At 64.3% G+C, this 20,159-nt stretch carries 21 protein-coding genes; 18 read left to right on the forward strand and 3 right to left on the reverse strand.

All coding sequences use genetic code 11. The annotated features are described in order from the left end of the window. Positions 1-3: 3 nt before the first annotated feature. Positions 4-468, forward strand: a complete 465-nt coding sequence (locus tag B3E91_RS02010; protein ID WP_287028145.1) for a low molecular weight protein-tyrosine-phosphatase — start codon at positions 4-6, stop codon at positions 466-468. After that, complete coding sequence (murB, locus tag B3E91_RS02015; RefSeq protein ID WP_273233058.1) at positions 465-1,484, forward strand: UDP-N-acetylmuramate dehydrogenase; 1,020 nt, start codon at positions 465-467, stop codon at positions 1,482-1,484. The genes B3E91_RS02010 and murB overlap by 4 nt, the downstream gene beginning before the upstream one ends. A 107-nt stretch (positions 1,485-1,591) precedes the next feature. Here the strand turns inward: murB and rne are convergent, their stop codons facing one another. Then, positions 1,592-4,840 carry a ribonuclease E gene (rne, locus tag B3E91_RS02020; RefSeq protein ID WP_287028146.1) on the reverse strand — a complete coding sequence of 1,083 codons (3,249 nt, stop codon included), beginning with the start codon at positions 4,838-4,840 and terminating at the stop codon, positions 1,592-1,594. A 562-nt stretch (positions 4,841-5,402) separates the two neighbouring features. On the opposite strand from rne, the gene rluC reads away from it, so the two are divergent. The 3 genes from rluC to sppA are packed head-to-tail and all read left to right on the forward strand — an operon-like array spanning position 5,403 to position 8,011. Continuing rightward, positions 5,403-6,356, forward strand: a complete 954-nt coding sequence (gene rluC / locus B3E91_RS02025) for a 23S rRNA pseudouridine(955/2504/2580) synthase RluC (protein WP_273233061.1) — start codon at positions 5,403-5,405, stop codon at positions 6,354-6,356. Continuing rightward, a complete protein-coding gene (locus B3E91_RS02030) occupies positions 6,316-7,044 on the forward strand; it encodes an HAD-IA family hydrolase (RefSeq protein WP_287028147.1) in 729 nt (242 codons plus the stop codon). Before rluC ends, B3E91_RS02030 begins: the two co-directional genes overlap by 41 nt. After that, complete coding sequence (sppA, locus tag B3E91_RS02035) at positions 7,034-8,011, forward strand: signal peptide peptidase SppA (protein ID WP_287028149.1); 978 nt, start codon at positions 7,034-7,036, stop codon at positions 8,009-8,011. The genes B3E91_RS02030 and sppA overlap by 11 nt, the downstream gene beginning before the upstream one ends. 33 nt (positions 8,012-8,044) lie before the next feature. Here sppA and B3E91_RS02040 read toward each other — a convergent pair whose 3' ends face one another. Then, the gene (locus B3E91_RS02040; RefSeq protein ID WP_287028150.1) at positions 8,045-8,623 is read right to left on the reverse strand and encodes a Maf family protein; all 579 of its coding nucleotides are present in this window, start codon (positions 8,621-8,623) and stop codon (positions 8,045-8,047) included. Between the two features lie 105 nt (positions 8,624-8,728). Between B3E91_RS02040 and B3E91_RS02045 the strand changes: the two genes are divergently transcribed. The 13 genes from B3E91_RS02045 to B3E91_RS02105 all read left to right on the forward strand — a co-directional run bounded on the left by B3E91_RS02045 (position 8,729) and on the right by B3E91_RS02105 (position 18,767). After that, positions 8,729-9,250: a YceD family protein gene (locus B3E91_RS02045; RefSeq protein ID WP_287028151.1), complete on the forward strand. Its 522-nt coding sequence runs from the start codon at positions 8,729-8,731 to the stop codon at positions 9,248-9,250. Between the two features lie 13 nt (positions 9,251-9,263). After that, positions 9,264-9,446: a 50S ribosomal protein L32 gene (gene rpmF / locus B3E91_RS02050; RefSeq protein ID WP_090231262.1), complete on the forward strand. Its 183-nt coding sequence runs from the start codon at positions 9,264-9,266 to the stop codon at positions 9,444-9,446. A 2-nt stretch (positions 9,447-9,448) separates the two neighbouring features. Continuing rightward, complete coding sequence (gene plsX, locus B3E91_RS02055; RefSeq protein ID WP_287028152.1) at positions 9,449-10,459, forward strand: phosphate acyltransferase PlsX; 1,011 nt, start codon at positions 9,449-9,451, stop codon at positions 10,457-10,459. 111 nt (positions 10,460-10,570) lie between these two features. Continuing rightward, complete coding sequence (gene fabD, locus B3E91_RS02060) at positions 10,571-11,509, forward strand: ACP S-malonyltransferase (RefSeq protein ID WP_287028153.1); 939 nt, start codon at positions 10,571-10,573, stop codon at positions 11,507-11,509. A 14-nt stretch (positions 11,510-11,523) separates the two neighbouring features. Next, positions 11,524-12,267, forward strand: coding sequence for a 3-oxoacyl-ACP reductase FabG (fabG, locus tag B3E91_RS02065; RefSeq protein ID WP_287028154.1), 744 nt, complete (start codon positions 11,524-11,526; stop codon positions 12,265-12,267). Positions 12,268-12,460: 193 nt separating this feature from the next. After that, a complete protein-coding gene (gene acpP, locus B3E91_RS02070) occupies positions 12,461-12,697 on the forward strand; it encodes an acyl carrier protein (RefSeq protein ID WP_003283670.1) in 237 nt (78 codons plus the stop codon). Positions 12,698-12,805: 108 nt separating this feature from the next. After that, positions 12,806-14,050 (forward strand): beta-ketoacyl-ACP synthase II, encoded by a 1,245-nt coding sequence (gene fabF, locus B3E91_RS02075; protein ID WP_273233097.1) that lies wholly within the window; start codon positions 12,806-12,808, stop codon positions 14,048-14,050. Continuing rightward, positions 14,050-14,865, forward strand: a complete 816-nt coding sequence (gene pabC, locus B3E91_RS02080) for an aminodeoxychorismate lyase (RefSeq protein ID WP_287028156.1) — start codon at positions 14,050-14,052, stop codon at positions 14,863-14,865. Before fabF ends, pabC begins: the two co-directional genes overlap by 1 nt. Before the next feature lie 3 nt (positions 14,866-14,868). Beyond that, the gene (gene mltG / locus B3E91_RS02085) at positions 14,869-15,942 is read left to right on the forward strand and encodes an endolytic transglycosylase MltG (protein WP_287028157.1); all 1,074 of its coding nucleotides are present in this window, start codon (positions 14,869-14,871) and stop codon (positions 15,940-15,942) included. Then, a complete protein-coding gene (gene tmk / locus B3E91_RS02090) occupies positions 15,939-16,571 on the forward strand; it encodes a dTMP kinase (RefSeq protein WP_273233100.1) in 633 nt (210 codons plus the stop codon). The genes mltG and tmk overlap by 4 nt, the downstream gene beginning before the upstream one ends. Further along, entirely contained in the window at positions 16,531-17,550 is a 1,020-nt protein-coding gene (locus B3E91_RS02095) for a DNA polymerase III subunit delta' (RefSeq protein WP_414708181.1), read from the forward strand. The genes tmk and B3E91_RS02095 overlap by 41 nt, the downstream gene beginning before the upstream one ends. 31 nt (positions 17,551-17,581) lie before the next feature. Next, complete coding sequence (locus tag B3E91_RS02100; protein WP_090231254.1) at positions 17,582-17,938, forward strand: PilZ domain-containing protein; 357 nt, start codon at positions 17,582-17,584, stop codon at positions 17,936-17,938. A gap of 49 nt (positions 17,939-17,987) precedes the next feature. After that, a complete protein-coding gene (locus tag B3E91_RS02105) occupies positions 17,988-18,767 on the forward strand; it encodes a TatD family hydrolase (protein WP_287028159.1) in 780 nt (259 codons plus the stop codon). Positions 18,768-18,980: 213 nt separating this feature from the next. On the opposite strand, the gene B3E91_RS02110 is transcribed toward B3E91_RS02105, so the two are convergent. Continuing rightward, on the reverse strand, positions 18,981-20,114 hold the full coding sequence (locus B3E91_RS02110) for an aminotransferase class V-fold PLP-dependent enzyme (RefSeq protein WP_287028160.1): 1,134 nt from the start codon (positions 20,112-20,114) through the stop codon (positions 18,981-18,983). Positions 20,115-20,159 lie beyond the last annotated feature (45 nt).

Consider the following 20,159-nt stretch of genomic DNA (forward strand, 5'->3'; position numbering starts at 1 on the left):
GCCGTGAAGGTGCTGTTCGTCTGCCTCGGCAATATCTGCCGTTCCCCGACCGCGGAGGGCGTGTTCCGTCATCAGGTGCGCGCTGCCGGTCTGCAGGACGAGATCGAGGTCGACTCCGCCGGCACCGGCGACTGGCACGTCGGCAAGGCGCCCGACAGCCGTACCGCGCGCGCGGCCCGGCAGCGAGGCTATGTGCTCGACGATCTCCGCGCCCGCCAGTTCGAGGTCGCCGACTTCCAGCGTTTCGACCTGATCCTGGCGATGGACCGGAGCAACCTGCGCGACCTGCAGGCGCTGCGCCCCGCCACGTCGCGGGCGCAACTGGACCTTTTCCTGCGCCGTTGCGGCCAGGCCGAACAGGAGGTTCCCGATCCCTATTACGGCGGCGCCGAGGGTTTCGACCGGGTGCTCGACCTCATCGAGTGCGCCGGCGCCGCCTTGCTCGCCGACCTGAGGGCACAGTTGTGAGCCTGTCGCTGCAGCACGATGTTTCGCTCAAACCCTTCAATACCTTTGGCGTCGACGTGCGGGCGCGGCTGTTCGCCGATGCGCGAGACGATGACGAGGTGCGCGAGGCGTTGCGGATCGCCGCGCACGAAGGGCTGCCCCTGCTGCCCATCGGCGGCGGCAGCAACCTGCTGCTGACAGGCGATATCGATGCGCTGGTGCTGCGCCTGGCCAGCCGGGGCATTCGTGTATTGGTCGATGACGGCCAGCACGTGCTGGTCGAGGCGGAGGCCGGCGAACCCTGGCACGACTTCGTCCTTGCCACCCTGGACATGGGCCTGGCCGGCCTGGAAAACCTCAGCCTGATTCCCGGCACGGTCGGCGCCGCGCCGATGCAGAACATCGGTGCCTACGGCGTCGAGATCAAGGACGTGTTCGCCGGCCTGACCGCGCTGGATCGGCAGACCGGCGAACTGCGCGAATTCAGCCTGGACGAGTGCGCCTTCGGTTACCGGGACAGCCGCTTCAAGCGCGAAAGCGGGCGCTGGCTGATCCTGCGCGTGCGTTTCGCCTTGAGTCGTACCGCAACCCTGCACCTCGATTACGGCCCGTTGCGGCAGAAGCTGGCGGAGCAGGGCGTCAGTGCGCCGACGCCAGCGGACGTCAGCCGCGCGGTCTGCGCCATTCGCCGCGAGAAACTGCCCGATCCCGCCGTGCTTGGCAACGCCGGCAGCTTCTTCAAGAACCCGCTGGTGAGCGCCGAGCAGGCCGCCCGCCTGCGTGCCGAGCATGCCGATCTGGTGGCGTTCGCGCAGCCCGATGGCCAGGTGAAGCTGGCGGCCGGCTGGCTGATCGATCGTGCCGGCTGGAAAGGCTTCCGCGAGGGCGATGCCGGTGTGCACCGTCTGCAGGCCCTGGTGTTGGTGAACTATGGCGCGGCCAGCGGTAATCAGTTGCTGGCGCTGGCACGAAGCATCCAGGCGGATATCGCCGAGCGTTTCGGCGTCGAACTGGAAATGGAACCGAACCTGCTCTGACTTCGCCCGTTCATGGCGATGCCTCCTGTGGCGCGTGGCGCGCCATCCGCCGGGGAAACAAAAAAGGGGATGCCAATGGCATCCCCTTTTTCGTTACTCGGACTCGATCAAACCTTCGGTTTGTCCTCGTCTTCGTCCTGGGCTTCCACCTCGGTCGGCTCCGGTGCGCGGGTAGCAGCCTGTTCGGCTTGCGCTTCCAGCGTCTGCGGGGCGACCTCGATCTCGGTCTCGGCCGCCGGCTGGATGGCTTCGAGGGGTGCAGCCGGTTCTTCGGCCTCGATCATCGGCTCGGCAGCAACCGGCGCCTGACCCAGTTCGGAAGCGTACTCGGCGACCGGCTCGGCCTGTGCTTCGCCGACCGAGGCCACTTCGACCTGCGAGGCGGTTTCACCGACGGTGGCGGCTTCGGCAGCTTCACGCGCGAGACGCTCGGCTTCCAGACGACGGCGACGCACTTCACGCGGATCGTTCGGTGCACGCCCGCCGGCAGCCTGTTCGACCACGACGCTTTCAGCCTGCGGGGCTTCTATGATCGGAGCGACCGGCTCGACAACGGCGACTTCGCTCGGCGTTTCGACTTCGGCAACGGGCTCGTTGATCGGCTTGCTGACCGGCTCGACGATCTGCTCGACGGGCGCCGGTGCTTCGCTTACCAACGGAGCCGCCGGCTCGGCTTCGACCGGAACGGGCAGTTCGCTGTCCTGGGTCTGTACCGGTGTTTCGGCGGATGCCACGGCGGCAGGCTCGCTGACTTCGGCGATGGGTTGAACGTAGGTGGTTTCGGCAACCGGCGCGTCGTCGGCGACAGGCGCAGCCTCGACCTGGGCCTGCGTGCTTGCCGGCTCGTCGCCTTCGGCAGGCGCTGCAGCCAGCGAGCTGGCCACGGCAGCCGCGACGGCGATGTCGGCAGCGGCAGGCGCATTGTTCGACGTTTCCGCGCTTTCACCTTCCTCGGCGTTCTCGATGATCTCGCCATTGGCGTCACGCTGACGCTCGCGACGATTGCTGCGACGACGCTGGCCACGCGAGCGGCGACGCGGACGGTCGTCATCGCTGCCTTCGTTGCTTTCCTCGACCACTTCTTCGCTGTTCAGCAGTTCCTCGTCGGCCACTACCGGTTGCTCGGCGCGCGGTTGACGCTCTTCACGCGGGGCGCGCTCGGTGCGTTCGCGACGGCCTTCGCCGGCTTCACGTGGCTGACGCTCTTCACGCGGCTCACGGGGTTCACGCAGTTCGCGGGGCTCACGCAGCTCACGTGCCGGACGCTCTTCGCGCGGCTCACGAGGCTCGCGCGGTTCACGCAGCTCGCGGGTCGGACGTTCCTCGGTGTTACGGGCTTCACGCGGTTCGCGCGGGGTACGCTCGCGACGAGACTCCTGGCCTTCGCGCGGTGCGCGCTCTTCACGCGGCTCGCGGGTTTCGCGTGGAGCGCGTTCCTCGCGAGGTGCACGCTCTTCGCGCGCTGCGCGTTCTTCACGGGGCTGGCGTTCTTCGCGCGGTTTGCGCTCTTCGCTGCCGGCACGCTCGCGGTTGTCACGCCCACCGTCGCGACGGCGGTTCTGCTGACGACCATTGCGGCGTTCATCGCTGCGCTGCGGACGCTGCGCGGCAGGCTTCTGCTCGACCGGCTGGGCGACCGGTTCTTCCTTGCCGGCGAACAGGCTGACCAGGGACTTCACCAGGCCCTTGAACAGGCTCGGTTCTGGCGCGCTGGCGACCGGTTGTGCGGCAGCGACCGGAGCGCTCGGTGCCGGGGCAGGGCGCTCGGGGGAAACGGTCTTGACCACCGCTTCCTGGCGAACCAGGGTGCGCGTGGCGCTGACCGGCTGGACTTCCTCTTCCTCGACCGCCGCCATTTCGTAGCTGGACTGGCCGGCGAGCAGCTCGGGGCTGTCGTCGCGCAGGCGCTGCACCTCGAAGTGCGGGGTTTCCAGGTGGTCGTCCGGCAGAATGAAGATGCGCGCGCGGGTACGCAGCTCGATCTTGGTGATCGCGTTGCGCTTCTCGTTGAGCAGGAAAGCGGCTACCTGGAACGGAACGCGGGCACGGACTTCGGCGGTGCGGTCCTTCAGGGCTTCTTCTTCGATCAGGCGCAGGATCGCCAGCGACAGTGATTCGACGTCGCGAATGATGCCCTGGCCGTTGCAGCGCGGGCAGACGATGCCGCTGGTCTCACGCAGCGACGGGCGCAGGCGCTGACGCGACATTTCCAGCAGGCCGAAACGCGAGATGCGGCCGATCTGGATGCGTGCGCGGTCGGCTTCGAGGGCTTCGCGGACTTTTTCTTCCACGGCGCGCTGGTTCTTCGCCGGGGTCATGTCGATGAAGTCGATGACGATCAGGCCGCCAATGTCGCGCAGGCGCAACTGGCGGGCGATCTCTTCGGCCGCTTCCAAGTTGGTCTGCAGCGCGGTTTCTTCGATATCGCCGCCTTTGGTCGCACGCGCCGAGTTGATGTCGATGGACACCAGGGCTTCGGTCGGGTCGATGACGATGGAGCCGCCGGACGGCAGCTTCACTTCGCGCTGGAAGGCGGTTTCGATCTGGCTTTCGATCTGGAAGCGGTTGAACAGCGGAACGCTGTCTTCATACAGCTTGATCTTGCTGGCGTACTGCGGCATCACCTGCTGGATGAAGCTCAGCGCTTCGTTCTGGGCTTCGACGCTGTCGACCAGCACTTCACCGATGTCCTGGCGCAGGTAGTCGCGAATGGCGCGGATGATGACGTTGGATTCCTGATAGATCAGGAAAGGTGCGCTACGTCCTACAGAAGCTTCCTTGATCGCGGTCCAGAGTTGCAGCAGGTAGTCGAGGTCCCATTGCAGTTCTTCGCTGGAACGGCCGAGGCCTGCGGTACGTACGATCAGGCCCATGTCGGCGGGGGCGTCGAGGCCGTTCAGCGCTTCGCGCAGTTCGTTGCGCTCTTCGCCTTCGATGCGGCGGGAGATGCCGCCGGCACGGGGGTTGTTCGGCATCAGCACCAGATAACGACCGGCCAGGCTGATGAAGGTGGTCAGGGCAGCGCCCTTGTTGCCGCGTTCTTCTTTCTCGACCTGGACGATGACTTCCTGGCCTTCCTTGAGTACTTCCTTGATGTTCACGCGGCCTTCGGGGGCCTTGCTGAAGTATTCGCGGGAAATTTCCTTGAGGGGCAGGAAGCCGTGGCGATCGGCGCCGAAGTCGACGAAGGCGGCCTCCAGGCTGGGTTCTACGCGGGTGATTCGGCCTTTGTAGATGTTGGCCTTCTTCTGCTCACGGGCGCCCGATTCGATGTCGAGGTCGTAGAGTTTCTGGCCATCTACCAGCGCGACACGCAACTCTTCGGGTTGAGTCGCGTTAATCAGCATTCTTTTCATGTAATACCGTTCGGTTTCCGGGCTGCCGGAAACGGCGTTCGGCACACACGACTCTCGCGGTCGGTGTCAGGTGCGCGTCAACAGCGGCTTACCGCTGTAGTGTCCAGCGATGCCAGGCCAACGGGGCCGGGTTCGCGACGACGTCTCCTGCTTCTGTCGTAACAAAAGCACTTTGTCAGGAGGAGGAATCAATCATCGACAGCGGACGAGATGAAGCGTCTTGAATAAAGCCTGAAGCTACGCAGTCCGATGATTGTGCATCTCCACCCTACACGTATCCCTTGAAAATCGGGTGCCGCTCGCAGAATCCGCAGCGGGTTTCATTTATCGCGATGCTCCTACGGGGCAGCGCGTATGGGCTCAAGGCTGGGTTTCGAGCTACCCGCGACAATACGGCGGGTAACTTCGTCGGACGGCCTCACGTCCTGGCATGGGTTGCTAGCGGCGGTGGACGAACGATTCAGCGGGTGTCCACCAGGCCAGGCCGCTTTTGGCGGCGTTCGGGACTATAGCAGTAATCATTAAGTGCTTCAATTCCATGAAAAATTGCTATCATTGCGCGATGACGACTCCCGCCCAACCGACCACCGGCGTTCAACTGCTGGAGGTCTCGCCGGAATTTGCCGGCCAACGTATAGACAACTTTCTTCGCACTCAGCTCAAGGGCGTTCCCAAAACCCTGATTTACCGCATTCTTCGCAAGGGCGAAGTGCGTGTGAACAAGGGGCGGATCAAGCCCGAATACAAGCTGCAGGCCGGCGATGTCGTGCGCGTGCCGCCGCTGCGCCTGGCCGAGCGGGACGAGCCCGCGCCGTTGGCGCTGGGTTTGCTCGAGCGTCTCGAAAAAGCCATCGTCTACGAAGACAAGGCCCTGATCGTGCTGAACAAGCCGGCCGGCATCGCCGTGCACGGCGGTAGCGGATTGAACTATGGCGTGATCGAGGCATTCCGCCAGTTGCGTCCCGACGCCAAGGACATCGAGCTGGTGCATCGGCTGGATCGCGATACCTCCGGCCTGCTGATGATCGCCAAGAAGCGCAGCATGCTGCGTCACCTGCACGAGGCGTTGCGCGGCGACGGTGTCGACAAGCGCTACATGGCGCTGGTGCGCGGCAGCTGGCCGGCGGCGAAGAAGAAGATCAGCGCGCCCTTGCTGAAGAACAACCTGCGCTCCGGCGAGCGCATGGTCGAGGTCAATCCCGAGGGGAAGGAAGCGCTCACGGTGTTTCGTGTGCTGCGTCGCTTCGGCGAGTTCGCCACCCTCGTCGAGGCCAGTCCCATCACCGGTCGCACTCACCAGATTCGCGTTCATGCCAAGTACGCGGGGCACTCGATCGCGGGCGACAGCAAGTACGGCGACGAGGAGTTCACCCGCGAGATCCGCGAACTGGGCGGCAAGCGGCTGTTCCTGCATGCCTATGCGCTGACCGTACCGCTGCCCGAGGGTGGCGAGTTGAAGGTCGAGGCCGAGGTGGATGAAGTCTGGGAGCGCACCCTGGAGCGCCTGGGTGCCTGATTACGAGCTGCTGATCTTCGACTGGGACGGCACCTTGTGCGATTCCATCGGTCGTATCGTCGATTCGATGCGCGCGGCGGCGAGCCTTGACGGATTGGGTGAGCGCAGCGACGAGGCGATCAAAGGCATTATCGGGCTCGGTCTTCCGGAGGCTATTGCCACGCTTTATCCGGAACTGGTCGAGGTCGGCCGGGTGGAAGTGTTCAGGCAGCGTTACGCCGAGCGCTACATGGCGCTGGACATGTGTCCATCTCCCTTGTTTCCCGGGGTGGTCGAGTGTCTGGAGTCTTTTCGCCGGTGTGGCCTGCGCATGGCGGTCGCCACCGGCAAGAGCCGCCGTGGGCTGGATCGGGTGCTGGCGGGGCATGGCTGGCTGGATTACTTCGAGATCACCCGCTGCGCCGACGAAACGGCCAGTAAGCCGGATCCGCTGATGCTCAACGAGATCCTTGCCCACTGCGGCGTGCCGCCGGAAAAGGCGCTGATGGTCGGCGATTCCTCGTTCGATCTGGACATGGCGCGCCGCGCGGGCATCGATTCGGTGGCGGTCGGTTACGGTGCCCAGTCGCTGAGCGAACTGCTCGCGTTTGCGCCGAAGCTCGCCATCAACGAGTTTTCCGAACTGCGCCGCTGGCTCGACGGCGCCGCCAATGGCTCACTGATCAAGGAGTACGAGAATGTCGGATGATTGGAAGGCTTCGGCTTCCACGGGCGACGAAAAGAGCTGGAAGCTGCTGGAAAAAGCGCTGCTTGCCAGCGTCCAGGAACAGCGCCGCTCGCGCCGCTGGGGCATCTTCTTCAAGCTGCTGACCTTCGTCTATCTGTTCGGCATGCTTGCGCTGTTTTCGCCGATGCTCAACTTGCGCAAGGCCGGATCGTCCAGCGGCAGCTATACCGCGGTGGTCGATGTGCGCGGGATGATCGCCGACAAGGAGGCCGCCAGCGCAGACAACATCATTGGCAGCCTGCGCGCCGCTTTCGAGGACGAAAGCACCAAGGGTGTGATCCTGCGCATCAACAGTCCAGGCGGCAGCCCGGTGCAGTCCGGCTATATCTATGACGAAATCCGTCGCCTGCGCGCCGAGAAGCCGGCGATCAAGGTCTATGCGGTCATTTCCGACCTGGGCGCCTCCGGTGCCTATTACATCGCCAGTGCGGCCGACGAGATCTACGCCGATAAATCCAGCCTGGTAGGCTCCATCGGTGTCACTGCCGCGGGTTTCGGTTTCGTCGGAACCATGGAGAAGCTGGGTGTCGATCGTCGCGTCTACACCTCCGGCGAGCACAAGGCGTTTCTCGATCCCTTCCAGCCACCCAAGGCGGATGAAGCCGAGTTCTGGCAGGGCGTGTTGCAGACGACCCATCGCCAGTTCATCGACAGTGTGAAGAAGGGGCGTGGCGATCGCTTGAAGGACAAGGATCATCCGGAACTGTTTTCCGGTCTGATCTGGTCGGGAGAACAGGCGCTGCAACTGGGCCTGATCGATGGTCTTGGCAGCACCAGTTACGTTGCGCGCGAAGTCATCGGTGAGAAGGAAATCAAGGATTACACCGTCGAGGAAACGCCTTTCGACCGTTTCGCCAAGAAGATCGGTGCCAGCGTCGCCGACAATCTGGCGATGTGGATGGGCTTCCAGGGTCCTTCGTTGCGCTGATCGCTGCTTCTTATATAGCTAGGGCGTGCGGATTCAAGGAATCCGTACGCCTTCGGCCAGCAGCATGTCCACCAGGCGAATCAGTGGCAGGCCGACCAGGCTCGTCGCATCGCTGCCTTCGGTCGCGCGAAACAGGCTGACGCCCAATCCTTCCGATTTGAAGCTGCCGGCGCAGTCAAGGGGGCTTTCGGCTTCCAGATAGCGCCCGATCCGCTCGTCGTCGAGCTCGCGAAAGTGCACGGTAAACGGCACGCAGTCCACCTGGCATTCGTCGGTGGCGGTGTTGAGCAATGCCACCCCGGTGAGAAACACCACGCTGCTGCCGCTGGCACCACGCAATTGCGCTTGGGCGCGAGCGAAATTCATCGGTTTGCCAAGAATCTGTCCGTCCAGCACGGCCACCTGGTCCGAGCCGATGATCAGGTGTTGCGGGTGCAGGTGGGCGAGGGCGCGCGCTTTTTCCTCGGCAAGGCGCAGTACCAGGGCTTCGCCTTCCTCGTTAGGTCGCCGGGTTTCGTCGATCGCCGGCGCGGACCAACTGAATGGCAGGCCCAGACGTTCGAGCAATTCGCGGCGGTAGGCGGAGCTGGATGCGAGAACCAAGGGCAGCATGCGTTTTCTCCTGTTGTTCGCAGGGATTTTAACGGTCACATCCGAGAGCGGACAGGGTGGATTTTCTTTGACAGCGACGACCTACATCCCTAGAATCTCGCGCCTATGTTGAATGGGCCGATTCCACCTCAGGTTGATCCACGCAAGCTTGCAGATCGCGGTACCACCCTTGAGGGTGATCTGCAGCAGGCAAGCTTGCCGCGTCTGAGCGCTCAACTCGCTGATAACGCCGGTACGGTGCATGTCAGGCTGGTGTTCGATCGCAACGAGCGTCGCGCTGCGTTCATTCGCAGCGAGTTCAACGCTGAGGTAAAGATGATCTGCCAGCGTTGTCTGGAGATCGCCGCTCTGCCGATCCATGGCGAATACATTTACGCCGTGGTCAAGGAAGGGGCTTCCGACCAGTCAGTGCCGAAAGGCTATGACGCGCTGGAGGTGGGGGAGGAGCCCCTGGATCTGCTGACGCTGGTTGAGGATGAGTTGCTGCTCGCCTTGCCTATCGTTCCGGTCCATGAAGATTGCCAGCCGCCGGCGGGGCTCGATGAGCCTGAACCGAGCGAGGACGAGGTTTCGCGGTCCAACCCGTTCAGCGTACTGGCCCAGTTGAAGCGTGACCCAAACGTTTAGGAGTTAAATCAGTATGGCTGTTCAGCAGAACAAAAAATCCCGTTCCGCCCGTGACATGCGTCGTTCGCACGACGGTCTCGAGTCGAACGCCCTGTCCGTGGAAAAGACCACCGGTGAAGTTCACCTGCGTCACCACGTTTCCCCGGAAGGTGTGTACCGCGGTCGCAAAGTGATCGACAAGGGCGCCGACGAGTAATCTTGTCCGCTCCGATCATCGCGATTGATGCAATGGGTGGGGACTTCGGTCCCCGCTTCATTGTTCCAGCCAGCATCGCCTGCCTGGCTGAATCCCCCTCGCTTCACGTGGTCCTCGTCGGCCAGACCGCTCTCCTCGAAGAAATCATTGCACGCTATCCTGGTGTCGATCGCTCGCGCCTGCACATAAAGCATGCCGGGGAAGTTGTCGGTACCAACGAACGGCCGTCCCAGGCATTGCGTGGCAAGCCCGACTCGTCCATGCGCGTCGCTCTGGAGTTGGTGCGCGACGGATACGCCCAGGCCTGTGTCAGTGCCGGCAATACCGGTGCGCTGATGGCGCTGTCGCGGCACCTGTTGAAAACCCTTCCGGGTATCGATCGCCCGGCGATGGTCACCGCCATTCCTACCCGCACGGGAAGCTGTCATCTGCTCGACCTGGGTGCGAACGTCGATTGTTCGGCCGAGCACCTCTATCAGTTCGCCGTGATGGGCGTGGTCGCCGCCGAGGCCCTGGGCACTCCGCATCCGCGCGTTGCGCTGCTCAACATCGGTACCGAAGAGATCAAGGGCAACCAGCAGGTCAAGCTGGCCGCCAGCCTGCTGCAGAAGGAGGAGGGGCTCAACTTCATCGGTTACGTCGAGGGTGACGGTCTCTACCGTGGAGAAGCCGATGTGGTGGTGTGCGACGGTTTCGTTGGCAATATCCTGCTCAAGTCCAGTGAAGGCCTGGTTTCGCTCGTGTCGTCGCGGCTCGAGGCGCTGTTTCGATCGGGCGTCACCTCACGGTTGGTGGGGGTTCTCGCCTTGCCGCTCCTGCGCCGGCTTCAGGCCGAGCTGGCGCCCGCCCGACACAATGGCGCGAGCTTTCTCGGGTTGCAGGGGATCGTGGTGAAAAGTCACGGCTCCGCCGGGCAGGAGGGTTTTCAGAGCGCTATTCGCCGCGCGGTCATAGAGGTGCGGGAGAACCTGCCTCGGCGTCTGCATGGGCGCCTCGAAGATCTGTTGCTGTAGGATGTGTGACCGTTTCCGATCCTCTGACATCCAAAGATGATTCGCGACGCCGGCAAGCGGACTGCATGTCGGGCGTTTTTCCGATAAGAGATTCCAAAAGGGCCCGTTGCAATGTCCGCACCCCTCGCATTCGTATTTCCTGGTCAAGGCTCGCAGTCGCTAGGCATGCTGGCTGAGCACGGCGCGCAGCCGGGAACCGTTCTGCAGACTTTTGCCGAAGCGTCCGATGCGCTCGGCTATGACCTCTGGGCGTTGATCCAGCAGGGCCCCGTGGAGCGTCTCAACGAAACCGACAAAACCCAGCCGGCCATCCTCGCGGCATCGATCGCGCTCTGGCGCCTGTGGCTGGCCGAGGGTGGCGCCACGCCCGCCTTCGTTGCCGGGCACAGCCTCGGCGAGTATTCCGCCCTGGTGGCTGCCGGCAGCCTGCCGTTCGCCGCAGCGGTGAAGCTGGTCGAGCGTCGTGGACAGTTGATGCAGCAGGCAGTGCCGGCCGGGCAGGGCGGGATGGCGGCGATCATCGGGCTCGATGACGCCGACGTTCTGGCTGCCTGTGCCGAGGCGGCTCAGGGCGAAGTGGTCAGCGCGGTGAATTTCAATGCCCCCGGCCAGGTCGTGATCGCAGGCGGTGCGGCTGCCGTGGCGCGTGCCATGGAGGCCTGTAAGGCCCGCGGCGCGAAGCGCGCGCTGCCTCTGCCGGTGAGCGTGCCGTCACACTGCGAACTGATGCGGCCGGCTGCCGAGCGCTTTGCCGAGTCGGTTCAGGCGATTGCCTGGCAGGCGCCGAGCATTCCGCTGGTGCAGAACGTCAGCGCGGCGGTGCCTGCCGATCTGGAAGCGCTTCAGCGCGACCTGCTGGCGCAGCTGTACAGCCCGGTCCGCTGGGTCGAGTCAATCGTTCGCTTGAGCGAACAGGGTGTGACCGATCTCGTCGAGTGCGGTCCTGGCAAGGTGTTGAGCGGCCTGAACAAGCGCTGCGTGAAAGACCTCCGCACGCACAATCTGGATACCCCCGAAGCCTTCGCCGCGACACGCGCGGCGCTGGCCTGAGCATGGAGAAGAGTATGAGTTTGCAAGGTAAGGTGGCGCTGGTTACCGGCGCGAGTCGCGGTATCGGCCAGGCCATCGCACTCGAATTGGGTCGCCAGGGTGCGATCGTGATCGGCACTGCCACGTCGCCCGCCGGCGCCGAACGCATCGCTGAAACCCTCAAGCAGAACGGCATCGAAGGCGCCGGTCTGGTCCTCGACGTAACCGACAGCGAGTCGGTATCGAGCACCCTGGAACACATCCAGCAGCATCTCGGTCAGCCATCGATCCTCGTCAATAATGCAGGGATCACGCGTGATAATCTGATGTTGCGCATGAAGGACGATGAGTGGTTCGACGTCATCAATACCAACCTCAACAGCCTGTTTCGCCTGTCCAAGGCTGTTCTGCGCGGCATGACCAAGGCGCGCTGGGGCCGTATCATCAACATCGGTTCAGTCGTCGGCGCCATGGGCAACGGTGGCCAGGCCAACTATGCCGCAGCCAAAGCCGGTCTCGAGGGGTTTGGTCGCGCGCTGGCGCGTGAAGTCGGTTCGCGGGCGATTACCGTCAATGCGGTAGCGCCGGGTTTCATCGATACCGACATGACCCGTGAATTGCCGGAAGCGCAACGTGATGCGTTGCTTGGGCAGATTCCGCTGGGTCGTCTGGGACAGGCTGAGGAAATCGCCAACGTCGTGGCTTTCCTTGCGTCGGATGGCGCGTCCTATGTCACCGGTGCGACCATTCCTGTCAACGGCGGCATGTACATGAGCTAATGTGACGGAATCCTTAAGGAATCTGTCACAGGAACGGTCTAGAATCCGCTCCCAATTATCGCTGGTAGAATAGGCGGCGTCGTGCGGCTCAGGGAAGGTCGGTGGCGTTCAGCTTGAAAAGCGGAAAACCCTTTCTATACACTTACCCGCAGCCCAGCTGCCGGGACTTGTCCACTAGGAGTGAAAACAAAACATGAGCACCATCGAAGAACGCGTCAAGAAAATCGTCGCTGAGCAACTCGGCGTCAAAGAAGAGGAAGTGACCAACAGTGCTTCCTTCGTCGAAGACTTGGGCGCGGACTCTCTTGACACCGTCGAGCTGGTGATGGCTCTGGAAGAGGAATTCGAGACCGAGATCCCGGACGAGCAAGCTGAGAAGATCACCACTGTTCAGGAAGCCATCGATTACATCAACGCGCACGCGCAGTGATCTCGTAATCGTCGACTTTCCGACTGGGAAAAGCCGCACTGCCTTTCGGGGCGTGCGGCTTTTCTTTAAGCGCCATTCCAGGGCGCACGATAAGAAGAGGATATAGCAGTGTCGCGCAGACGCGTCGTGGTCACCGGTGTGGGTATGTTGTCACCGCTGGGGACCGATGTGCCGAGCAGCTGGGAAGGAATTCTCGCCGGCCGCAGTGGCATCGCTCCCATCGAGCACATGGACCTTTCCGCCTACAGCACCCGCTTCGGGGGCTCGGTGAGGAATTTCAATGTCGAGGAATACCTCTCGGCCAAGGAAGCTCGCAAGATCGACCTGTTCATCCAGTACGGACTGGCCGCCAGCTTCCAGGCGGTTCGCGATTCCGGGCTGGAGGTCACCGATGCCAACCGTGAGCGCATCGGCGTGGCCATGGGCTCCGGTATCGGCGGCCTGACCAACATCGAGAACAACTGCAAATCGCTGATCGAACAGGGACCGCGGCGCATTTCGCCGTTCTTCGTGCCCGGTTCGATCATCAACATGGTGTCCGGCTTCCTGTCCATTCATCTGGGTATCCAGGGGCCGAACTACGCCATCGCCACCGCTTGTACCACCGGCACCCATTGCATCGGCATGGCCGCGCGGAACATCGCCTATGGCGAAGCCGACGTGATGATCGCCGGCGGCTCGGAGATGGCCGCCAGCGGCCTCGGCATCGGCGGGTTCGCCGCCGCACGGGCGCTGTCCACGCGCAATGACGATCCGCAGCGCGCCAGCCGTCCCTGGGACAAGGGCCGGGACGGCTTCGTGCTGTCCGACGGCGCCGGCGCGCTGGTGCTGGAAGAACTCGAGCATGCTAAGGCGCGCGGCGCGACCATCTATGCCGAGCTGGTCGGCTTCGGCATGAGCGGCGACGCCTACCACATGACTTCGCCGCCCGACGACGGCGCCGGTGCCGCCCGCTGCATCCGCAACGCGCTGCGCGACGCTTCGCTGAATCCGGAGCAGGTGCAGTACATCAACGCCCACGGCACTTCCACGCCGGCTGGCGATCTCGCCGAGGCGATGGCGATCAAGAGCGTCTTCGGCGATCACGCCTACGCGCTCTCGGTCAGTTCGACCAAGTCCATGACCGGTCACCTGCTGGGTGCGGCGGGCGCGGTCGAGGCGATCTTCAGCGTGCTGGCGATCCGTGACCAGGTTGCGCCGCCGACCATCAACCTGGACGAACCGGACGAGGGCTGCGACCTCGATTTCGTGGCGAACCAGGCCAAGGCACGGCCGATCGACGTCGTACTGACCAACTCCTTCGGCTTTGGCGGCACCAACGGCTCGCTGGTGTTCAGCCGGTTCGCCGACTGATGCTCCGCTGGGTCGACGGTCGACCCAGCGAGACGCTGTCCAGCCTGGATCGCGGCCTCGCCTACGGCGATGGGCTTTTCGAGACCATCGCCGTGCGCAGCGCCCGCCCACGGCTGCTCGAACATCATCTCGCGCGGCTGGCCGACGGCTGCCGACGGCTGTCCATCCCCCTCGACCAGGCGTTGCTGCGCGCCGAGCTGTTGGCTTTCTCCACGCAGTTGGGCGAGGGAGTCGCCAAGCTGGTCGTCACCCGCGGCGACGGTGCCCGCGGTTATGCGCCGCCTGCCGCGCCCACGCCGCGCCGGTTGTTGTTCGGCAGTCCCTGGCCCTCCTATCCGCCAGCCAACGTCACTCAGGGCGTTGAACTGTTTCCCTGTCGCACGCGCCTGGCCGAGCAGCCGTTGCTGGCCGGTATGAAGCACCTGAACCGGCTCGAGCAGGTCATCGCCCGTGGCGAGTGGCAGGAGCCGCGCTATGCCGAGGGGCTGATGCGGGACATGTCGGGACGGGTGGTGGAGGGGGTTTTCAGCAACCTGTTCCTGGTCCGTGAGGACCGATTGATTACCGCCGAGCTGAGCCGCTGCGGTGTCGCCGGGGTGATGCGCGCCTGGCTGCTGGAGCGGGCGGCGGAACAGCAGATCGTAGTCGAGATCCGGGATGTCGATTACGGCGAGTTGCTCGCTGCCGACGAAGTGTTTCTCTGCAACAGCCTTTATGGGATCTGGCCCGTGTGCCGTCTGGAGGGACATGTCTGGCCCGCCGGAGCGCTCACCCGTAAACTGCAGGGCATCCTCCGCACGCTTCTGGATTTCTGATTCGTGATACGCAAATTGTTGATTCTGCTCGAGGTTGGCGTATTGCTGGGCGGTCTTGCGCTGGGTTTCTGCGCCTGGCGACAACGCGAGGCGCTGCAGCAGCCGCTGGCCCTCGCCGAGGAGCGCCTGCTCGAGGTGCCCGGCGGCAGTACGCCAGGTGGCCTGCTGGGTGAGCTGGAGAGCGAAGCGGTGTTGCGCGATTCGTTCTGGCTTCGCCTCTACTGGCGTTTCAATCTGTCCGGGCAGAGCCTGCACAGCGGCGAGTACCGTCTCACGCCGGGCATGAGCGCCGCGGATCTGCTTCGCCTTTGGCAGCATGGTGAGGTCGTTCAGTACAGCCTGACGCTGGTGGAGGGCTGGAATTTCCATCAGGTGCGCCAGGCGCTGGAAAAACAGACCAAGCTGGAGCAGACCCTCGCCGGCATGGACGACCGCGAGCTGATGGCGCGCCTGGGCGAATCCGGCGCACATCCTGAAGGGCGCTTCTTCCCGGACACCTATCGCTATGTGCGCGGCACCAAGGACATCGACCTGCTGAAGCAGGCCAGGCAGCGCCTGCAACAGGTGCTCGACGAGGAATGGGCGCAGCGCGCCGAAGGCTTGCCGTACGCCGACGCCTACCAGGCGCTGATCATGGCCTCGCTGGTGGAGAAGGAAACCGGCGTGCCGTCCGAGCGCGGGCAGATCGCCGGCGTGTTCATCCGCCGCCTGGGTCTGGGCATGCTGCTGCAGACCGATCCGACCGTGATCTACGGCCTGGGCGAGCGCTACAACGGCAAGCTGACGCGCGCCCACCTGCGCGAGGCCAACCCCTACAACACCTACATGGTCGCCGGGCTGCCGCCGACACCGATCTCTTTGGTCGGCCGCGAGGCGATCCACGCCGCCCTGCATCCGGAACCCGGTAGCAGCCTGTACTTCGTCGCCCGGGGCGATGGCAGCCATCTTTTCTCCGACGACCTGGAGTCGCACAACCGTGCGGTGCGCGAGTACCAGTTAAAGCGCCGCGCCGATTACCGTTCCAGTCCGGCGCCGATTCCCGTTCCCCCGCAATCCCAGCAAAAGGAAGCCCCGTGAGCGGCCTGTTCGTTACCCTGGAAGGCCCGGAAGGCGCCGGCAAGAGCACCAATCGCGAGTACCTCGCCGAGCGCCTGCGGACGAGCGGCGTCGAGGTGCTGCTGACCCGCGAGCCGGGCGGCACACCGCTGGCCGAGCGCATCCGCGAGCTGTTGCTGGCACCCAGCGACGAGCCCATGGCGGCCGATACCGAGCTGCTGCTGGTGTTCGCCGCTCGCGCGCAGCATCTGGCCGAGGTCATCCGCCCGGCGCTGGCGCGCGGTTGCGTGGTGCTCTGCGATCGATTCACCGATGCCACCTACGCCTACCAGGGCGGCGGTCGCGGCTTGTCCACGGCGCGTATTGCCGAACTCGAGGCATTCGTCCAGGGCGACCTGCGCCCGCAACTGACGCTGATCTTCGACCTGCCGGTGGAAATAGGCCTGTCGCGCGCCGCCGCGCGTGGCCGTCTCGATCGCTTCGAGCAGGAGGGCCGTGGCTTCTTCGAAGCGGTGCGCCAGGCCTATCTCACCCGCGCCGCCGCCGTGCCGGCGCGCTACCGCATCGTCGATGCGGCGCAGCCGCTGGACGCCGTACAGCGCGCGCTCGATGGGCTGCTGCCCGAGCTGCTGGAGTTCGCCCGTGGCTGAAGCCTTTGCGTGGCAGGCCGCGCTCTGGCAGCAGATGGCCACGCGCAGCCAGCATGCGCACGCCTATCTGCTGCACGGCCCGGCCGGAATCGGCAAGCGCGCCTTCGCCGAGCGGCTGATGGCGCGGCTGCTCTGCCTGCAACCGCAGGGCGCCGATGCCTGTGGTCAATGCAAGGCCTGCCATCTGTTGGCGGCAGGCACCCATCCGGACAATTTCGTGCTGGAGCCCGAAGAGGCCGACAAGCCGATCAAGGTCGACCAGGTGCGTGAACTGGTGTCCTTCGTGGTGCAGACGGCGCAACTCGGCGGGCGCAAGGTGATCCTCGTCGAGCCCGTCGAGGCGATGAACCTCAACGCCGCCAACGCGCTGCTCAAGAGCCTCGAGGAGCCCTCGGGAAACACCGTGCTGCTGCTGATCAGCCATCAGCCCAGCCGCCTGCTGCCCACGGTCAGGAGTCGCTGCGTACAGCAGGCCTGCCCGCTGCCGAGTGCCGGGCAGAGTCTGGCCTGGCTCTCTGCCAACCTTCCGGAGGCGACGTCGGAGATGCTCGCCGAGCTGCTCGAGCTGGCCGGCGGCTCGCCGCTGGCGGCCAAGCGCCTGCATGGGCAGGGTGTGCTCGAGCTGCGTGCGCAGGTCGTCGACGGGGTGAAGAAGCTGCTCAAGCAGCAGCAGGGCGCCAGCCAGTTGGCCGAGGGTTGGAATGCCGTACCGCTGCAACTGCTGTTCGACTGGTTCCATCAGTGGGCGCAGCTGATGCTGCGCTACCAACTGACCCGTGATGAAGACGGGCTCGGGCCGGCGGACATGCGCAAGGTCGTTCAGTATCTGGCGGACAAAACTCCGCAGGGCAAACTGTTGTCGATGCAGGACTGGCTGTTGGCGCAGCGGCAGAAGGTTCTCGGCAAAGCCAACCTGAACCGTGTGCTGCTTCTCGAGGCTCTCCTCGTGCAGTGGGCAAGCCTGCCTGGGCCGGGCTAGAATCGCGTCAACTACCGCATTGGGATACCGCATGAGCCTGCCACCGAACCTGGGTCCGCGTAACGGAATCCTGTCCCTGACCATCAAGGACAAATCCGTGTTGTATGCCGCCTACATGCCCTTCATCCGGAACGGCGGTCTGTTCATCCCCACCAACAAGAGCTACAAGCTCGGTGACGAAGTGTTCATGCTGCTGAACCTGATGGACGAGCCGGAGAAGATTCCGGTGGCCGGCAAGGTGGTCTGGATCACGCCGAAGGGGGCCCAGGGCAACCGTGCCGCCGGTGTAGGTGTGCAGTTCAACGAGGGTGACAACACCGCCCGCAACAAGATCGAGACCTACCTCGCCGGCGCGTTGAAGTCCGATCGCCCGACCCACACGATGTAAACCAACCCGCTGGCGCCCGCCATACCTTCCTCATCCTCGTAGATTTGCCATGCTCGTCGACTCTCATTGCCACCTCGACCGCCTCGATCTGGCTGCCCACGGCGGCTCTCTCGATGCCGCGCTGGAGGCGGCGCGCGCGCGCGGTGTCGGACATTTCCTCTGCATCGGCGTGAGCGCGGACAACGCCGCGGCCGTGAAGGCGCTGGCCGAGCGTTATGCCGATGTGCACTGTTCGGTTGGCGTGCATCCGCTGGACCTTCAGCCCGGCGCCGCGCCGGCTCTCGACTGGCTGCTGGCCGAACTCGAGCATCCGCGCGTCGCCGCCATCGGCGAGACCGGTCTGGACTATCACTACGAACCGGAGGCGGCCGAGCTGCAGCAGCAGGCATTCCGTCTGCACCTGCAGGCGGCCCAGATCACCGGCAAGCCCGTCATCGTGCATACCCGCGAAGCGCGGGCGGACACCCTCGCGCTGCTGCGCGAGGCGGCGCTGCCCCAGGCCGGCGTGCTGCACTGCTTCACCGAGGACTGGGAAATGGCCAAGGCGGCGCTGGATATCGGCTTCTACATCTCGCTGTCGGGCATCGTCACCTTCCGCAACGCCGACGCACTGCGCGAAGTGGCGCGGCAGGTGCCGGCGGATCGCCTACTGGTGGAAACCGATTCGCCGTACCTCGCACCGATCCCCCATCGCGGCAAGCCCAACCTGCCGCAATACGTACGTGAGGTGGCGGAGTTCCTCGCCGAGCTGCGCGGGGTCGGCTTTGACACGCTGGCCGAGCAGACCACGGCCAACTTCAAGCGGCTGTTCCCGCTCGCGCGGTTCTGAGCAGGCAAAAAAAACCCGGGTTCTGGGGGTGAATCCGGGTCAAGACCATTTAGGAGTTGCATCAGGACGCGCGGTCCACGGCGCCTGCCCGTTCGGCGTTCGGGGGAAAACGCTGCATCCGGTGATTGGATTATTGACCAGGTCGGCGTGGCGTCCAGCGAATGCTGATCGTTTTTTAAACAGATTTGGAATACCGCTGCGTTTGCTGAGCACTCACCCCTCTACCTTCTGACGCAGCACGTTCAGGGTCTCCTCGATTACCCGCGTTTCGGTGTAAAAGTGCGGCGACAAGCGAATGCCGGCGCCTCGCTGGGCGCAGACCACCTGATGATCCTTCAGATGGGCGAAAAGCCCGGCGTTGTCGCAGCCGTTCAGGCTGAAGGTCAGGATTCCGGCGCGGCGGGCCGGGTTCAGCGGGCTGTGCAGGCGGACGCCGGGAATTGCCTGCAGCCCTTCCTGCAGCCATTGCACGCGCTCTTCCAGCGCCTTGCCCACCGCGTCCATGCCGATCTCTTCGAGCAGCGACAGACTGGCTTCCAGGCCCATGGCGCCGAGCATGTTCGGGCTGCCGCATTCGAAGCGGCGAGCGCTGCGTGCCGGTTCCCAGTCGACGCGGTCGTAGTCGCCGGCGTGCTCCAGCATGTGCCAGCCGTATTCGTGCAGCTTCAGCTGGTCGCGCAGATCACGGCGGCAATAGAACACGCCGAGGCCTTCCGGACCGAGCATCCACTTGTGTCCGTCAGCCATGGCGAAGGCGCAGTGGCTGGACTGGACATCGAAGGGTAGGGCGCCCAGTTGCTGGATAGCGTCGATGCACAGGAGTACGCCGTTCTGCTGGCAGCCCTGGCCCAGGCGCGGCAGGTCAAGGCGCAGCCCGCTGGCGTATTGCACCGCGCTGATGGCCATCAGTCGCGTTCGTGGTCCGCAGGCGGCGAGCAGCGCGGCTTCGGGGTCCTTGCCGGCCAGTCTGACCTGGATCACCTCGACACCTTGCGGCTTGAGCGCTTCCCAGACGACACGGTTGGATGGGAATTCCTCGTCGCTGATGATCACCTGATCGCCGCTGCGCCAGTCGAGGCCGAAGGCCACGAAGGACAGCGCCTCGGAAGTGTTCTTCACCAGCGCGATATCCGCGATGCCGGGCGCGTTGAGCAGGCGTCGCAGGCGTTCGCGCAAACGGTGTTCCACGTCCAGCCATTGCGGGTAGTCACGCGCGCCGTGCGTGGCGTTCTCTTCGGCGAAGGCGCTTATCGCCAGGCTCGCGCGTTTTGGCCAGGGGGCGACCGCAGCGTGATTCAGATAACGCAGGCCGGAAGCCTGCGGGAACTCGTCTTGAAAGGCATACATGATGGATGTTCCGTGCAATTTGCGGCCGGTTGGGCATAATATCCC

It is taken from the genome of Pseudomonas sp. UBA6310 (assembly GCF_002438225.1).
Classification (GTDB): domain Bacteria; phylum Pseudomonadota; class Gammaproteobacteria; order Pseudomonadales; family Pseudomonadaceae; genus Pseudomonas_O; species Pseudomonas_O kuykendallii.

What these genes read in the sequence shown, in the direction of transcription:
- acpP (WP_003283670.1), top strand. Translation starts at nt 12,461, where the DNA reads ATGAGCACCATCGAAGAACGCGTCAAGAAAATCGTCGCTGAGCAACTC.
- B3E91_RS02095 (WP_414708181.1), top strand. Translation starts at nt 16,531, where the DNA reads ATGGGCTGCTGCCCGAGCTGCTGGAGTTCGCCCGTGGCTGAAGCCTTT.
- B3E91_RS02030 (WP_287028147.1), top strand. Translation starts at nt 6,316, where the DNA reads ATGAAGTCTGGGAGCGCACCCTGGAGCGCCTGGGTGCCTGATTACGAG.
- B3E91_RS02040 (WP_287028150.1), bottom strand. Translation starts at nt 8,623, where the DNA reads ATGCTGCCCTTGGTTCTCGCATCCAGCTCCGCCTACCGCCGCGAATTG.
- B3E91_RS02105 (WP_287028159.1), top strand. Translation starts at nt 17,988, where the DNA reads ATGCTCGTCGACTCTCATTGCCACCTCGACCGCCTCGATCTGGCTGCC.
- sppA (WP_287028149.1), top strand. Translation starts at nt 7,034, where the DNA reads ATGTCGGATGATTGGAAGGCTTCGGCTTCCACGGGCGACGAAAAGAGC.
- rne (WP_287028146.1), bottom strand. Translation starts at nt 4,840, where the DNA reads ATGAAAAGAATGCTGATTAACGCGACTCAACCCGAAGAGTTGCGTGTC.
- pabC (WP_287028156.1), top strand. Translation starts at nt 14,050, where the DNA reads ATGCTCCGCTGGGTCGACGGTCGACCCAGCGAGACGCTGTCCAGCCTG.
- rluC (WP_273233061.1), top strand. Translation starts at nt 5,403, where the DNA reads ATGACGACTCCCGCCCAACCGACCACCGGCGTTCAACTGCTGGAGGTC.
- B3E91_RS02100 (WP_090231254.1), top strand. Translation starts at nt 17,582, where the DNA reads ATGAGCCTGCCACCGAACCTGGGTCCGCGTAACGGAATCCTGTCCCTG.
- B3E91_RS02110 (WP_287028160.1), bottom strand. Translation starts at nt 20,114, where the DNA reads ATGTATGCCTTTCAAGACGAGTTCCCGCAGGCTTCCGGCCTGCGTTAT.
- fabG (WP_287028154.1), top strand. Translation starts at nt 11,524, where the DNA reads ATGAGTTTGCAAGGTAAGGTGGCGCTGGTTACCGGCGCGAGTCGCGGT.
- rpmF (WP_090231262.1), top strand. Translation starts at nt 9,264, where the DNA reads ATGGCTGTTCAGCAGAACAAAAAATCCCGTTCCGCCCGTGACATGCGT.
- fabD (WP_287028153.1), top strand. Translation starts at nt 10,571, where the DNA reads ATGTCCGCACCCCTCGCATTCGTATTTCCTGGTCAAGGCTCGCAGTCG.
- B3E91_RS02045 (WP_287028151.1), top strand. Translation starts at nt 8,729, where the DNA reads ATGTTGAATGGGCCGATTCCACCTCAGGTTGATCCACGCAAGCTTGCA.